Origin of the sequence: Cytobacillus pseudoceanisediminis (genome assembly GCF_023516215.1) — a bacterium.
In the GTDB taxonomy this organism is placed as follows: Bacteria; Bacillota; Bacilli; order Bacillales; family Cytobacillaceae; genus Cytobacillus; species Cytobacillus pseudoceanisediminis.
On the sequence record NZ_CP097349.1, the window covers coordinates 1,271,617 to 1,286,358 of the forward strand.

General features: G+C 39.2%; 13 protein-coding genes and 1 pseudogene. 8 read left to right on the forward strand and 6 right to left on the reverse strand.

All coding sequences use genetic code 11. From position 1 onward, the window contains the following. Positions 1-81: 81 nt before the first annotated feature. A complete protein-coding gene (locus M5V91_RS06780; RefSeq protein ID WP_284521930.1) occupies positions 82-978 on the reverse strand; it encodes a PucR family transcriptional regulator in 897 nt (298 codons plus the stop codon). Positions 979-998: 20 nt separating this feature from the next. Then, positions 999-1,361: a sugar diacid recognition domain-containing protein gene (locus M5V91_RS06785; protein ID WP_284521931.1), complete on the reverse strand. Its 363-nt coding sequence runs from the start codon at positions 1,359-1,361 to the stop codon at positions 999-1,001. A 185-nt stretch (positions 1,362-1,546) separates the two neighbouring features. Between M5V91_RS06785 and M5V91_RS06790 the strand changes: the two genes are divergently transcribed. Next, positions 1,547-2,713, forward strand: coding sequence for an NAD(P)/FAD-dependent oxidoreductase (locus M5V91_RS06790; RefSeq protein ID WP_019381274.1), 1,167 nt, complete (start codon positions 1,547-1,549; stop codon positions 2,711-2,713). Positions 2,714-2,767: 54 nt separating this feature from the next. Here the strand turns inward: M5V91_RS06790 and M5V91_RS06795 are convergent, their stop codons facing one another. The 3 genes and pseudogenes from M5V91_RS06795 to M5V91_RS06805 all read right to left on the reverse strand — a co-directional run bounded on the left by M5V91_RS06795 (position 2,768) and on the right by M5V91_RS06805 (position 4,715). Further along, positions 2,768-3,646, reverse strand: a complete 879-nt coding sequence (locus tag M5V91_RS06795; protein WP_369425980.1) for a PucR family transcriptional regulator — start codon at positions 3,644-3,646, stop codon at positions 2,768-2,770. Continuing rightward, positions 3,629-3,966: pseudogene (locus tag M5V91_RS06800) on the reverse strand (sugar diacid recognition domain-containing protein); the annotation flags it as partial. The pseudogene M5V91_RS06800 and the gene M5V91_RS06795, both read right to left, overlap by 18 nt. A 74-nt stretch (positions 3,967-4,040) precedes the next feature. Continuing rightward, on the reverse strand, positions 4,041-4,715 hold the full coding sequence (locus M5V91_RS06805) for a GntR family transcriptional regulator (RefSeq protein ID WP_019381276.1): 675 nt from the start codon (positions 4,713-4,715) through the stop codon (positions 4,041-4,043). 234 nt (positions 4,716-4,949) lie between these two features. On the opposite strand from M5V91_RS06805, the gene M5V91_RS06810 reads away from it, so the two are divergent. From M5V91_RS06810 to M5V91_RS06840, 7 genes are all read left to right on the forward strand, one after another. Then, positions 4,950-5,753 (forward strand): transporter substrate-binding domain-containing protein, encoded by an 804-nt coding sequence (locus M5V91_RS06810; protein ID WP_019381277.1) that lies wholly within the window; start codon positions 4,950-4,952, stop codon positions 5,751-5,753. Between the two features lie 106 nt (positions 5,754-5,859). Beyond that, a complete protein-coding gene (locus tag M5V91_RS06815) occupies positions 5,860-7,014 on the forward strand; it encodes a saccharopine dehydrogenase family protein (protein WP_251174470.1) in 1,155 nt (384 codons plus the stop codon). A 54-nt stretch (positions 7,015-7,068) separates the two neighbouring features. After that, positions 7,069-7,725: an amino acid ABC transporter permease gene (locus M5V91_RS06820; RefSeq protein WP_019381279.1), complete on the forward strand. Its 657-nt coding sequence runs from the start codon at positions 7,069-7,071 to the stop codon at positions 7,723-7,725. 101 nt (positions 7,726-7,826) lie between these two features. Continuing rightward, positions 7,827-8,579: an amino acid ABC transporter ATP-binding protein gene (locus M5V91_RS06825; protein WP_019381280.1), complete on the forward strand. Its 753-nt coding sequence runs from the start codon at positions 7,827-7,829 to the stop codon at positions 8,577-8,579. 193 nt (positions 8,580-8,772) lie between these two features. Continuing rightward, a complete protein-coding gene (locus M5V91_RS06830) occupies positions 8,773-9,864 on the forward strand; it encodes an aromatic ring-hydroxylating oxygenase subunit alpha (protein ID WP_019381281.1) in 1,092 nt (363 codons plus the stop codon). A 71-nt stretch (positions 9,865-9,935) separates the two neighbouring features. Beyond that, a complete protein-coding gene (locus tag M5V91_RS06835) occupies positions 9,936-11,351 on the forward strand; it encodes an amino acid permease (RefSeq protein ID WP_019381282.1) in 1,416 nt (471 codons plus the stop codon). A 72-nt stretch (positions 11,352-11,423) separates the two neighbouring features. Beyond that, complete coding sequence (locus M5V91_RS06840; protein ID WP_019381283.1) at positions 11,424-12,743, forward strand: flavin monoamine oxidase family protein; 1,320 nt, start codon at positions 11,424-11,426, stop codon at positions 12,741-12,743. Between the two features lie 165 nt (positions 12,744-12,908). Here the strand turns inward: M5V91_RS06840 and M5V91_RS06845 are convergent, their stop codons facing one another. Next, positions 12,909-14,426, reverse strand: coding sequence for a sodium-dependent transporter (locus M5V91_RS06845; protein WP_251174471.1), 1,518 nt, complete (start codon positions 14,424-14,426; stop codon positions 12,909-12,911). Positions 14,427-14,742 lie beyond the last annotated feature (316 nt).

Consider the following 14,742-nt stretch of genomic DNA (forward strand, 5'->3'; position numbering starts at 1 on the left):
CACAAGGTATTTTAAAGTTAATGACAAAGAATGAAAAAAGCGGCAAAAATTATTTGCTGCTTTTTTGATTTAATAGTGAAACTATTTGGAGGAGAGGGCCGCATCTTCAGCATGCCCCGGTACCAGGGGATTCTTTGTTTCCTGCAGCCTTGCTGCAGATATGCCTGAGTTTTTTATCGCGAAAAATAACAGCATACAGTGATCAAACCTTGAGATATCCAGGCTGGTAAGTTCATTGATTTTTTCCATGCGGTATACAAGTGAGTTTCGATGGAGAAACAGCATTCGTGCAGTTTCGCTCATATTCATGTTGCATTTGCAATAAGCCATGAAGGTTTGAGCGAGGGTGCGAAAATTTACATGATTAATGAAAGCTTCCAATTTTTCCTTTAATCTCTCATTTACATATTGATTTAAGCCATTTCCCAACAGTTCAAATATAATGTTCCAATCATTATAGTAGAAAATTTTTGGAGAGCGGTTTGATTGTTTTCCAGCAGTTAATGCTTGTAAAGCTGCTTGATAGGAAACTTTTATTCCAAGCGCTCCTTTATTGGCGCTGCCGATGGAAATGTTCGCTGTACAATTCTTTTCTTTCTCTAAATAACGAAGTAATCTTTGAATCTTATGTTCTAATCTTTTGATAAAAAGGTCTTGGGGTTCATCTTTATTCATAACTTTAATCAGCAGAAATTGATCAAGTGTCAGAGGCGAAAGGATATCTTCTTTACTATCCATTAAATAATAACTTAGTATTTCGGAAAAATTATTTTGCAGAAAATGCCAGGAATACTTATCGCAGGTCTGTCCGTCTTTGGCTAAATGGCTGGAGTCCATGCCTATTTCGAACTCGATTAATAAGCAGATGCGGCTATGGTCCGGCTCCAAATCAAACCCCAGCATTTTGGCATATCTTATGCTGTATTCCAAATCCTCAGGTTTTTGAGAGTTTAAAAGATAACGTATCAAGTTATCCAAGGTTTTTGACTCAATCGCAGTCATTTCTTTTTTAGGTACTCATGGCACATTAATTCCACATGGCTTTTTACCAACTGTGCATATTTGCGCACCTCAGCAGGCTCTCCTACAATCCCCAGAACTCCAATAGGTTCATGATTGATCATGATTGGGGCTGCTACACCCGGCAATACGTTATTGAGTTTTTTTACTTCGTTTATCTCATAAGCAATGGTTGTTTTTCGCTCCACTATCTCAAGAGAAGCCTGATGAAAACTTCCTAATCGGCTGGTATCACTAGAGCCAATAATGATGCCTTTATTGTCGCTGATACTAATAGGATATTCTATTATATTGGAGGTGTTTTCTACAATTAACTGTGAGATTTCCTTTAAAAAACTCAAATGCATCACCCTTTATATGCTAATTATTAATAGATTCTTCTACAATAAGATAAAATCCTTGTTAAAATACACAATTAAAAATTTTCTAAATATTCTTTTTCTGTGAATTTTGCACATAGCATCCCAGACTTCTAATTAGTAACATTATAACTATATAATGCTAGAAAGAAGGGAAGGGAAGCGAATTGTCTAGCCATGCGGATATTATTATTATTGGCGGGGGAGTCATCGGTTCAAGCATTGCTTATAATTTGTTAAACGATGGATTCACAGGTAGGATTGTTGTATTTGAGAAAGATGGGCTATATGAATTTGCTTCGACACCAAGGAGTGCTGGAGGATTCAGGCAGCTGTATACTACCGTCATCAATATGCAGCTCAGCAAATACAGCCTTCAGATTTACAAAGATTTTTCAAAGGACATGTCCATTGACGGTGAAACAGCAGAGATTGATTTTAAGCAAAGGGGCTACTTATTTTTAGCCACTGACAAAATGATGCCCCGTTTTGAAAAACACTTAAAGCTTCAAAATGAACATGGTATACTTTCTCAGCTTCTTGAAGGGGAAAGTCTTTTGAATATTATCCCAGAGCTTAATATAGATGATATCGCAGGAGGATTGTATTGCAGTGAAAGCGGCTATTTAGATCCATATTCTGTGATGCTGGGATATGTGAAATATGCCAAAAAGCTTGGTGCAGAATATATTTACGATGAAGTGGACAATCTGATTACTGAAACAGGGAAAGTGAAGGGCATCAAACTTGCTGATGGCCGGGAATATCATGCTCCCGTGGTGGTGAATTGTGCAGGGGCCTGGGCTTCCATATTGGGAGATAAAGCTGGACTGCCGCTTCCTGTTGTACCGCTTCCCAGACAAATTTTTCAATTCGATATTAAGGAACCGCTTAAAAACTATCTCCCATTAACGATGGACCCGACAGGTGTTTATTTCCGGCATGAAGGGGAAAAATTCATATCCGGCTATGCCGAGGAAATTGAGCCTGGCATCAACTTTAAATGGAGAAGATCTGCTTTTGAGGAACATATCTGGCCGGTGCTGGCAAATCGGATCAAGAATTTCGAGCATGCTAAAATCGAAAGAGGCTGGACAGGACTGTATGATTTTAACACGGAAGACCATAATGCCATTCTTGGTGAATACCCTGCAATGAAAGGCTACTATGTTGCTTTTGGTTTCAGCGGACATGGCATGCAGCAGGCTCCTGCAGTCGGAAAGTGTCTGTCTGAGCTGATCCGGACGGGAAACTTCGAAACTCTGGACTTATCTCCATTAAGAGTGGAACGTTTTGCAGAAAAAGACCTTATTATCGAAGATGCGATTTATTAATAAAACACCTTCGTAGGAGCAAGGCTCTTACTGAAGGTGTTTTTTAGGAATGTATCATCGGGAGGATGCCCGCATTTCTTCATAGCATTTGATGGCAGTAAAGAGAAGCATGCAATGTTCAAAGCTGCTGGTGTTAAGGGAAGTGATTTCGCTGATTTTTTCCAGTCTGTAAATGATGGTGTTCCGGTGGATAAACATGTTTCTTGATGCTTCACTCAAGTTCATATTGTACTTGCAGAATCCAGTAAAGGTAGAGGCTAACACCTCATAATTATCTTGCTCTCTTAAAGAAGATATTAGGTTTAAGAGTTTTTGCTTATAGGCAGGGGAAAGCTCCCTTGGCAAAAGACTTAGCATGGCTTCCCGCTCATTATACAAATGAATATGAGAGTGATCTTGAAACCCCAGTCCGATATCCAATGCTTTCATAGCGTTTTGGTAAGATTCAGAGCACCCCTTGTGGCCATTTTGAACATCTCCTACACCTAGCTTTGCAGAAACACTGTATTTAGCGTCAAGAAATGAATTGATTTTTTCCAGCCTCTCATCCAATTTTCCCAGGAAAGATGCAAATGACTGGGGAAAGGGCATGGATTTAAAAATAATGAAACGTTTGAAGTCCAGTAAAGACACGATATCATTGTCATTTTCCTGAAAAATTAACTTTAAAAAGCTCAGCACTTCTTTTGGGAAATATTGAAACGAAAGATCCCCAAAAAGGTTACGGTCACCTGATGGAGGGTTAGTGATATCAATAATAATACAGGCACGATTGATGGTCAGATCGAAATTGAGCAGTTTCGCATACTGGGAAATATGCTCTTTTTCTTCTTGCTCAGAGTCTATATAGTGAATAAGCTGATGAACCAGCATTTCTGCCATTTTTTCTTCCAGCTCCACTATTTCTTTTCGGAAAGCATCCTGGCACATCATTTCAACTTGATTTTTGACAAGCTGTACATATTTCTCGACCTCAGCGGGATTGCCCACAATACCAAGTACACCAATTACTTTGTTATTAAACTTTAAAGGAGCAGATACACCGGGAAGAATTTTTTCTCAATTTCATTCCTGCAGACCACCGTGGTATTTTTGTTAATTACGTCAAGAGAAGGACGGTGAAAAATACCGATTCTGCTTTGATCCGTTGAACCAATGATGTATCCCTCATTATCGGTAATGCTTATTGGATACTCCAATATCTCACTGGTTTTTTCCACAATGTCCTGGGCTATATTTTCAAGGATTTTCATTTTTTTGCATTCCTTTCTAAACACAATCCTTTTCTCATTTTACCTGTAAAAACTGCACTATGCTTTTTGATTATCTAAAAAATTTCATCAATCTCTTTATAACGGTAATAATGAGTTTCCAGGCTGTCTATCGCACGTTTAAAATGGTTCTCTAACACTATTTTCAGTTTCTTGGTATCCTTATCTTCGATAAGAGAAAGTATAAAACTGTGCTCATCAGGACTATAGGGTTCTTGTTTGGGGTTTGAGAAAAAATCATCAAATAGGATCAGATAGATATTCGTCTGAGTGATAAGCCTTAAAATAAACTCGTTTAAAAATTTATTGTTGCATTTCTGTGTGATGCTAATATGAAATTCCTTATTATACCTTACATATTCTTCCGGGCTGCGGTTATAAAGTGCAGCTTTTTCTTTTTCAAGATTTTCCTTAATGGCTCTAAAATCTGATTCAGTTAAGAAATACATCGCTTGGCATACTGCAATATACTCTAATTTAGCCCTCAATTCATAAGCTTGTATCATTTCTTCTTTGGTCGGATTCGTAACAAAAGCGCCTCTATTCGGGATGATATCTACTAGACCCTCGATTGATAATCTTTTGATCGCATTCCTAATGGGGGTACGGCTCACACCCAGAGAGTTTGATAGATTATTTTCCACCAGCTGCTTTCCTGGCGCTAATTTCCTTGCAAGTATAGCTTTTTTAATATGGTTATAAACGTTTTCTTCCATGGAAACTTTCTTCATAAATCTACCTCCATAAAACTAATCATCTTTTGAAAAAAGGATTCTTATATTAGTATAATAATATTTTTAATATTCAAAAAATATTGACAATTATGTAACCTAAGTTTACACTATTCTTGTAGATTGTTCTACAATTTTGAACAACAATATTTTAGAGTGTTTAAAAATAGACTTACATTTATTTTGCCGCCTGTGTTCGCATTCTGAAATATTGGAAATTAAGGGGGAAATGGAATGAAAAAGGGCTTTTTGATTTCATTGATTGTTCTGATCATTGCTGGAATGCTCGCTGGCTGCGGAGGAAGCAAAACATCGGGTGGAAGCAAAACAGACAGTGTGTTAGCTCGGGTAAAGGAGTCTAAAGTACTGAAAGTCGGCTTTGAGGGTACATATCCACCTTTTAACTTTTTGAATGATGATCAGAAATATGATGGCTTTGATGTTGATATTTCTAATGAGATAGCCGAGCGCTTAGGTGCTGAAACTGAGTTTGTTGCTACTAAATGGGAGAGCCTTATTGGAGGTTTGAAATCGGATAAGTTTGATATTGTGATTGCACAAATGACGGTTACTGAAGAGCGTAAAAAGAGCGTTGATTTTACTGACCCTTATGTTGTGACTGGTTCCGTCCTGATAACAAGAGAAGATACTGATGGAATCTCTAAATTAGAAGATATCAAAGGAAAAAATGTGGGTGTCGGCGGGGGAACTACTTTTGAAGAAGTTGCCAACAGTGTGGACGGTGCGAATGTAAAGACATATAAGGCTGTTAATGATTATATTGCTGATCTAATGAATAAACGTCTGGATGTTATCATTAACGATCAATTATTAATGAGTTATAACATTAAAGAAAATGATCTGCCGCTCAAGATTTCAAGTGACATTGTTAACAAGGATGAAATCGGAATGGCCATTAAAAAGGATAATGACGATTTTGTTAAGGAAGTCAATCAGATATTGACAGATATGAAGGAAGACGGAACCTATTCAGAAATCTATAAGAAGTGGTTTGGAACGGAACCGCTAGAAAATTAAAGAATTTCTCCTAAAAGACAGGAATTTCTCTTCTCCTGTCTTTACTTTAAAGGGATATATTTAATTGAAGAGCCTATAAAGAGTATTTATAAGAGGAGGGAAAATGATGAGGGCTGTTGTTCTAGGGACTGGAATGATAGGCACGACTGTAGTATGTGAATTGGCAAAGTTTCCTAAGATTGCAGCGGTTACTGCCGTTGACGTAATTGAAAGCAGTGTGGAAAAGTGTGTTGAAATAGCCAATAACCAAAAGGTATATGGGAAACAGGCTTCTCTTGAAAAAATTGAAGATATACAAAATGTTTTAAAGGATGCGGATGTTGCTGTGGCTTGTTTGCCGCATTCCTTAAGTCCATTAGCTATTGAAGCAGCTATCAGAGAAAAATGTCACTTAGTAGATTTAGTTGGATCCAGGTATGAGGAAAAAGTAAAGCTTGATCAAAAAGCAAAAGAGGCTGGAGTGGTTATTGTACCAGGCTGCGGAGTTGCGCCGGGTATAACTAACTTTTTGGCAGCACAAGGCATCGAAATGCTGGATGAGGCTGACGAAGCAGTTATGACATGCGGAGGCATTCCGCGGTTTCCCCAGCCGCCTTTATGGTACCAAGTGGTGTTCCGGCTCGAAAGCGTACTCGGCCTGTATACAAGACCTGCATTAGCAGCTGAAAATGGCGAATTGGTTGAACTTCCGGCATTATCCGGATTTGAGAAAATGTCATTCCCTGAACCGGTTGGCATGTGTGAAGCGGTCATTACAGATGCACATAGTACCGCCTATACGTTAAAAGATAAAGTGAAGAGACTATATGAAAAAACGGTAAGGTATGAAGGACATTGGGAAAGGATGAAGTTCCTTAGTCAGCTTGGTTTTTTTAATGATGAACCAATTGATATAAATGGAACGAAAATTAGACCTCGTGCATTCTCTGAAAAAATATTAGCTCCAAAGCTTCAAGGCAAAACGAAAGAAGATATCACGGTCTTACGAGTCGAAGTTAACGGACGGAAGTCAGGCGTCCAAACGAAATATACCTGGGAAATGGTTGACTTTTATGACTATGAACGCAATATCACCTCTATGGCCAAAACCACTGCTATTCCTGCTATGCTTTTGGCTAATTGGATTGCAGAAGGAAAAATTACCGAAAAGGGCATTGTTTCAGTAGAAGAGCTAATTATTAAAGACCGCTTTGCTTCATTCATGGAGCAATTGGGAGAATTAGGGATAAACATAAGATTTAAAGAAGAAGTCCTTGTATAAAGATCAATATGTCCATTCCTAGATGAAGAAGATAGTTAAAGGGGAGGAGTGCTTATGGATTTTTTAATTGTAATAGAAGCCTTGCCGCCATTATTATATGCAACCTTGATGACTATATTTTTAGCTGTGATATCCATTGTGATTGCACTTTTTCTTGGTTTTTTTACGGCTTTGGCACGAATTTCAAAAATTACCGTATTAGTTAAAGCCGCTGAAGCATATGTATCTGTCTTTCGGGGAACTCCGCTGCTTGTACAAATTTTTGTCATTTATTATGGTTTGCCGCAAATAAATATTGAACTTGATCCCATTCCATCCGGGATTCTCGCATTAAGCTTAAACGCTGGGGCGTATTTATCTGAATCATTTCGCGCGTCCATCCTATCAATTGACAAGGGACAGATGGAGGCAGCTGTATCACTGGGAATGACCTATAGCCAGGCCATGAGACATACAATTCTGCCGCAGAGCTTACGAGTAGCCATACCGACCATGTCGAATACCTTTATCATTTTAATCAAGGATACTTCCCTGGTATCTGTCATTACTGTTACAGAGTTGCTGCAAATGTCTTCTTTGATAATAGCCAAAACGTTTGAGCCGCTGACAATTTACTTGGTTGCAGCTGCACTTTATTGGGTTTTGATTGCATTCTTTACAGCTATATTGGATCGGTTTGAAAAACGCGCTTCCAAGCATGTAGCCGTATAATTTCATTGGATTTTCAGCAATTAAAGTGCATTTTCTTATAAAAAGAGCAGCCCTTAAAATTTATAATATTATTCTGCCAAATCGGAGGAGTGGGGGCAATCATGGGTGTAATACAATTAGAAAATTTAAAGAAAAGATTCGGAGAAACGGAAGTTCTTCATGGAATAAACCTTTCTGTAAATAAGAGTGAAGTAGTTGTCTTGATGGGACCAAGCGGTTCAGGTAAATCCACTCTCCTCCGCTGTTTAACCTTTTTAGAGGAACCAACTGAAGGTACCATTCAAATTGGATCTCAAATAATAGCTGCAGGAGGTAAGCCAAATCGTTCACGTAAAAATGAAATAAGAGAGCTGCGGAAAAGAACTGGATTTGTATTTCAGCAATTTAATTTGTTTCCTCATAAAACGGCAATTGAAAACGTCATGGAAGGTCCAATAGTTGTACAGGGAATGGAGAGAGAACAAGCAGCGAAATTAGCGCATACTCTCCTTGAAAAAGTCGGACTTGGAGAACGCTGTCACCATTATCCTGCACAGCTATCAGGAGGACAGCAGCAGCGTGTAGCAATAGCCCGAGCGCTGTCAATGAACCCGGATGTAATGCTTTATGATGAACCTACATCGGCATTAGATCCCGAACTTGTCAGGGAGGTTCTCCAGGTAATGAAGGACTTGGCGAATGAAGGCATGACCATGGTAGTTGTCACACATGAAATGAAATTTGCAAAAGAGGTAGCTGACAGAGTCATCTTCATGGATGGCGGTGTAATTGTAGAGGAAGGAAACTCTGAAGACATTTTTAACAACCCGAAGGAAGATCGAACAAAACGGTTTCTAATGCAAGTTAATGATTAGTCAATTATAAGAGTAAGTGAACTGCAGACCTAGTTGCCTGCAGTTTTTTAGATGAAAAAACCAAAAAAAGTTTTTTTATAATCCCTGTTTTTGTTCAATTTAAACATATAATTCAGAATATTTTTAATTTAAAATAAACTTAATACACTGATTTTAGTATTCTTAGATGTATTTGTAAAAGGAGGGAAAAATTATGAAAGAAGTTAGAGTCAGTAATACCTTAAGTGAAGCTCATACACTGCCATCGTGGATTTATACGGATCCAAAAGTTTTGGAGGCGGAAAAAAGAGAAATCTTCAGAAAGACTTGGCAATATGCAGGACATATGAGTCAAGTTAGCAAGCCGGGAGATTATTTTACGGCTGATGTGGCTGACCGACCCATTATTATTAGTCACGGACAGGACGGAGAATTGCGGGCGTTTTATAATGTTTGTTCTCATCGCGCTTCCAAGCTGGCTGAAGGGGAAGGGAATAAGGCCGTTTTTACTTGTCCCTATCATGCCTGGACGTACCGGACAGATGGTTCGCTCCTCAAAGCTCCGAATATGAAGGGGTGCGATCATTTCGATCATCAGGACTTTTGCTTAAAAATGATTAGACTGGAAATTATGCACTCTTTTATTTTTGTCAATCTTAATCCGGATGCTGTTTCAATGAAAGTGCAATACCCTGATCTTTTCAAGCATGTGGCAAAATACGACCTGGAAAGCTTAAAGCGTGTATCCGTAAAAGAGACGATCTGCCGTTCAAATTGGAAAATAGGCATTGATAATTATCTCGAGTGCGATCATTGTTCAATCGTACATAAGACACTCGTTTCAAAACTTGATATGAAGCAATACGAGATGACCATGTCCGATTTTTATTCTTATCAGGGAACACCCTTAAAGGGGAAAAATTTGGACTTTGAGATGGGACAAGGAGGCAGGTATTATTGGCTTTATCCAAATACATGGTTTTCTTTCGATCCGGGTCCAGCTAATCTATCCATTCATCAATCGATACCAATAGACTCTAAAACCACAAAATATGTGTACACAACGTTTTTCTTGGGTGATGAGATTACAGAGGAAGAAAAAGAGTTAATGAAAATGGATGAGCTGGTTAGAAAAGAAGATCTTGATATTTGTGAGATGGTACAAACAGGGATAGAGACAGGGGCTTATTCACAAGGGAGATTCTCGCTCACCGAAAATCTGGTTCATCATTTCCATTTAATGATTCAGAGAGATCTTGAAAGAGTACTGCCGCTTCCTAAAAATACAGCCGCAGCCGTAGACTAAAAAATTTTCACCATTATTGTAAGCGCTTACGAGTGAAATGATTGAATTTAATCTGAAAGCAGGGTGAAAATATGGGTCAATCAACATTAAAAAGGCAAATGAAAAGCCGCCACTTATTTATGATGTCGCTGGGAGGAATTATCGGAACAGGACTATTCCTTGGTTCGGGATATGCAATAGGGGAGGCTGGACCCGCAGGGGCAATAATGGCATACCTTGTTGGCGGTCTTCTAATGTATTTGGCTATGGTCTGTCTGGGAGAATTGTCTGTTGTTATGCCTGTTTCAGGTTCTTTTCAGGCGCATGCGACCAAGTTTATTGGTCCTGCAACCGGCTTTGTTGTCGGCTGGGTCTATTGGCTAAGCTGGGCCATGTATGTCGGACTTGAATTCGTTGCTGCAGGATTGCTGATGAAAAGGTGGTTTCCAGATGTTCAAACATGGATTTGGTGTACAATCTTTATCGTTCTGTTATTTTCAATTAATTCGCTTACAACGAAAGCTTTTGCTGAGACAGAGTATTGGTTCGCTGGAATTAAAGTCCTTACTGTCATCTTATTTATCATTATCGGATTAGGTGCAATATTTGGTGTTATTTCTATGGAAGGCTCCCCAGCCCCTTACTTAACCAATTTCATTGGGGACGGTATATTCCCTGCTGGCTTGGTTGGGGTATTCATTTCAATGATGTCTGTGATCTATGCTTTTCAGGGTTCGGAAATTATGGGTGTGGCTGCAGGAGAGACCGAAGAGCCTGAAAAAAATATTCCCAGAGCCATTCGGACTATCGTTTTTAGAATCCTGCTATTCTATGTTCTGGCTATCTTTGTTTTATCAGCCATTGTTCCATGGCAAGAGGCTGGGGTAATGGAAAGTCCGTTTGTAACAGTCTTTGATATGGTAGGCATTCCATATGCAGCAGATATTATGAACTTTGTTATCTTAACGGCCATCTTATCTGTCGGAAACACGGGTCTCTACGCCTGTACAAGAATCATGTATTCGCTTTCAGAAACAGGGATGGCTCCAAAAGTCTTTGGAAAGCTGAATAAGCGCGGTGTTCCTTCATATGCCCTTTTAGTGACTCTTGGTTTTGCACTGTTATCCCTTTTAACTAGTTATGTAGCAGCAGATACATTATTTGTAGTTCTTCTGGCTGTCAGCGGAATTGGCGGCACACTTACATGGCTGGCCATTGCCGCAGCACAAATAGGGTTTCGCAGACAATATACGAAAAATGGCGGGAAAGTGGAGGATTTAAAATATAAGGTCCCTTTATATCCATTTATTCCGATCTTATGTATTGTCATGTGTCTGTCCATCTTTGCAGTTATGGCTTTTGATCCTACACAGAGAACGTCTCTTTATTGGGGCTTTGGGTTTATAGCCCTTTGCTATGTGTATTATTACTTCATGTATACCCGCAAAAAGATCACATTACCTATTAATGCAGAGAATGTAACCCCAGCTGTGAGGGATGAACTATAAAATTATTTTAACTGCAGTTCGCCTATAAGGCGCTGCAGTTTATTTCATGAAACTGAGAGGAGAATGAAGAAAATGACTATAAAAAATTATGATGTTATTATCATTGGCGCAGGTTTCTCCGGATTGACTGCTGCAAGGGAGTTAAAGATGCTGGGCAAAAAAGTATTAGTCCTGGAGGCGCGTGATAGACTTGGCGGCAGAACATGGGTGGATCACCGTTTAGGGTTAGACCTCGAAATGGGAGGTACATATGTTCATTGGCATCAGCCGCATGTATGGTCTGAAATTACACGATATGGGCTTGAACTGGCTTCAGGGCCAAAAGCAGAAAAAGTGTATTGGATTACAGGCGGAAAAACTTATTCATCAACAGCTGATGAGTTTAAAGCAAGGCTTAGAGCAACTGTTGAAAGGGTCATGAAGGAAAGCAATAAGCATATGCCATATCCATTTGAACCCCTTTATACAGAAAGTTTCCGGAATATGGATCATGTATCTGGAGAGCAATTCTTAAAAGATATCAATTTAACAACAGAAGAATTCGATGTGCTGCATGGCTGGATTGGATCAGATTATTGCGGAGATCCTGCAGAGGGTGCGGTTACACAGATATTTCGCTGGTGGGCTTTTTCCCAAGGAAACTGGGATACTCACAGTGCGATGGTCTCGAGCTTCCGCATAAAACATGGAACCAGAAAGTTAATCGAATCAATTGCTGCGGACAGTGGTGCGGAAATTAAGTTATCTGCTATCGTTGGACGAATTGAACATGAAGATGGATCTGCTAAAGTCTTTACGGCAGAAGGGGAATGTTATGCTTCCAAGGCAGTGATCGTTACAGTACCATTATCGACACTAAATAATATTGAGTTCCAGCCATCGCTTTCAGAAGCAAAAAGGGAATCTTCCAGAGAGGGACAAACCTCAAAAGGCGTTAAAGTGTGGGCAAAAGTGAAAGGAGAATTAGAGCCATTCGATGCATTAGCCCCTGGCAGCTATTCTTTAAATTCAGTTCATTTGGATCGGTATGCTGATGGCAATAGCATCCTTGTCGGTTTTGGTCCAAGTGCAGCAAAGCTGAATCCGAACGACAGGGAAGCGGTAGAAGAGGCATTAAAATACTGGATTCCGGATATACAAGTACTTGAAAGCACAGGACACGATTGGGTCAATGACGAGTTCTCAAAAGAAACCTGGCCAATGCTGAGACCCAAACAGTTAACTGCCTATCATGAAGAGTGGAACACGCCTGAAGGTTCTGTGTTTTTAGCTGGTACGACTTATGCAAATGGCTGGGCAGGCTTCATTGACGGGGCAATAGAGAACGGATTAACTGTAAGCAGAAAAGTAGATAGGTATTTATTAAGCAAACATTATGTTCATACGGAGTAAATAAATAAAAGGTGCCAGGTTAACCATGAAATATGGTACCTGGCACCTTTTTTATTTAATTACTTGTCATGGTAGTCTGTTGTAAGGGTTCTATAAATCATATAGGAAAAGCCCCCCAGAATAAGCCCAAGGTAAAGATCATCATAATTATTGCAGATGCAGTCATTATAATTCCTCCTTGATGTCTGTATTTGAAGGAATCGGAGTTTCTTGATCGTTTAGTCCTTCTTCTATTACAGAGCTTCTTAATCTTTTATTAAATCGAAGCAGCACGAATGCAAGCAGGAAAGTAATTCCGAGCTGCAGGATTATTGTTCCAACATTAAATTCTTCGAATGGCTTCCACCAAGTGTCAGGATACCATGTCACACCCTGATATAGCCACCATCCAGTTACAATGACAAACAGAGCGGGTATTAAATACTTAATGGAATAAACCCACCATTTGTTTATCTTAATGAAGCTGACTTCATTTATCTCGTCACGCATTTTTTCGACACCATATTTTATCGCAGCGTACGCATATAGGAAGCATGAAAGCAGCAGCGCAACTCCCCAAACCCAATCCTGGTTATTGAACACTTTCATATTAATGGCTGAAGGGATCCCTCCAAGAAAAATCAAAACAACAGTTAGCAGGATTGCTTTGTTTCTGCGGATTCCATAGTCTGACAGGTTTCTAGTAATCAATTCAACCATTGCAACTAATGAAGTAAAAGCTGCAAATGCCAATGCACCAAAAAATGCAACGCCAAAGATATAAGTCTGCGGCATGACGCTAATCAATTCTACCATATAAATAAAGGTTAATCCGGTGTTGCCTGAACTTGTTGCCTGGGTAATATATTCTTGCGAAGGCGCTAAAGCAAAGATAGCTGGAATGATGGTTAAACCGGCAAGTAATTCGACTGAGTTGTTTCCGAGGCCTGCTGTTAACGAATTTTGGGCAATGTCATCACGTTTTTTTGTATAAATGGCATATGTGGCATACAATCCCCAGCCAGCACCGACTGACCATGCAGATTGGGATAAAGCTTGAAGCCAAGTTGATGCTTTCCCTAGATATTCCCACTGAGGTGTAAACATGTATGAAAGCCCTTCTATTGCTCCCGGCAAGGTGATGGAGCGGAAAGCAGTAAAGATGAGTAAGAGGAATAAAAGCGGCAGGAATATCTTAGATATTCTTTCAATTCCCTTTGTAACCCCTATAAAAACGACAATTCCACAAAGAGCAGCTGCAATAAAGTGATAAATGACTGGTTCTGCCGCATGACCCGTAAAGTTTTCCCACTGGGCAGCTGAGTCAATTTTTTCTGTAAAAGTTCCCTGTAATGCTAAGATGAAGTATTTAAAAGTCCATCCCACTACTACAGAATAATAAAATGTGATTCCGGCTAAAACGATCGTGATAATAGGTCCAAACCAGGCAAATTTTTTGCCGATAAATTCTCCAAAGGATCCCATCGTTCCCATTCTGGTTCTTCTTCCGATGAATATTTCAACCATGATAAGCGGCAATGACCAGACAAATAAAAAAATGGCCCAGCCGATTAAGAAAGAACCTCCGCCATGTTCAGCAACCATTCGCGGGAACCTCCAAATATTTCCGGTACCCACTGCCATACCCATTGCTGCCAATATAAATCCAATCCTTGAACCCCAAACTACCTGGTTTTCTTTCAAATAAAACAACCCCTTTGTTATAAAGCCTCAAAAATATAGGATCTCTAATACATAATTAGGGTGCGTGCTGCATAAATAGATCGAACCACCAGAGTAACCAGCTATATATTATCCCTCCTTCATCGCTAGATTATTCGATTTATTTAAAAAATTCTGTATTTTAAATATATTATCTATGAAAGTCTTTATCTATGTGCAAATTTCACAAAAAATACTGCTAATTCCTGCTAGGATTCGATTATTATTACCATAATCTTATCTATGTATTTTAATTCCTGCATATTAGAATGTAAAATGCCACAAAAAATTTAGCTTA

Excerpts from the sequence above, each read along its gene's own strand:
- M5V91_RS06795 (WP_369425980.1), bottom strand. The coding sequence starts at position 3,646 with ATGATGTGCCAGGATGCTTTCCGAAAAGAAATAGTGGAGCTGGAAGAA.
- M5V91_RS06805 (WP_019381276.1), bottom strand. The coding sequence starts at position 4,715 with ATGAAGAAAGTTTCCATGGAAGAAAACGTTTATAACCATATTAAAAAA.
- M5V91_RS06810 (WP_019381277.1), top strand. The coding sequence starts at position 4,950 with ATGAAAAAGGGCTTTTTGATTTCATTGATTGTTCTGATCATTGCTGGA.
- M5V91_RS06815 (WP_251174470.1), top strand. The coding sequence starts at position 5,860 with ATGAGGGCTGTTGTTCTAGGGACTGGAATGATAGGCACGACTGTAGTA.
- M5V91_RS06820 (WP_019381279.1), top strand. The coding sequence starts at position 7,069 with ATGGATTTTTTAATTGTAATAGAAGCCTTGCCGCCATTATTATATGCA.
- M5V91_RS06825 (WP_019381280.1), top strand. The coding sequence starts at position 7,827 with ATGGGTGTAATACAATTAGAAAATTTAAAGAAAAGATTCGGAGAAACG.
- M5V91_RS06830 (WP_019381281.1), top strand. The coding sequence starts at position 8,773 with ATGAAAGAAGTTAGAGTCAGTAATACCTTAAGTGAAGCTCATACACTG.
- M5V91_RS06835 (WP_019381282.1), top strand. The coding sequence starts at position 9,936 with ATGGGTCAATCAACATTAAAAAGGCAAATGAAAAGCCGCCACTTATTT.
- M5V91_RS06840 (WP_019381283.1), top strand. The coding sequence starts at position 11,424 with ATGACTATAAAAAATTATGATGTTATTATCATTGGCGCAGGTTTCTCC.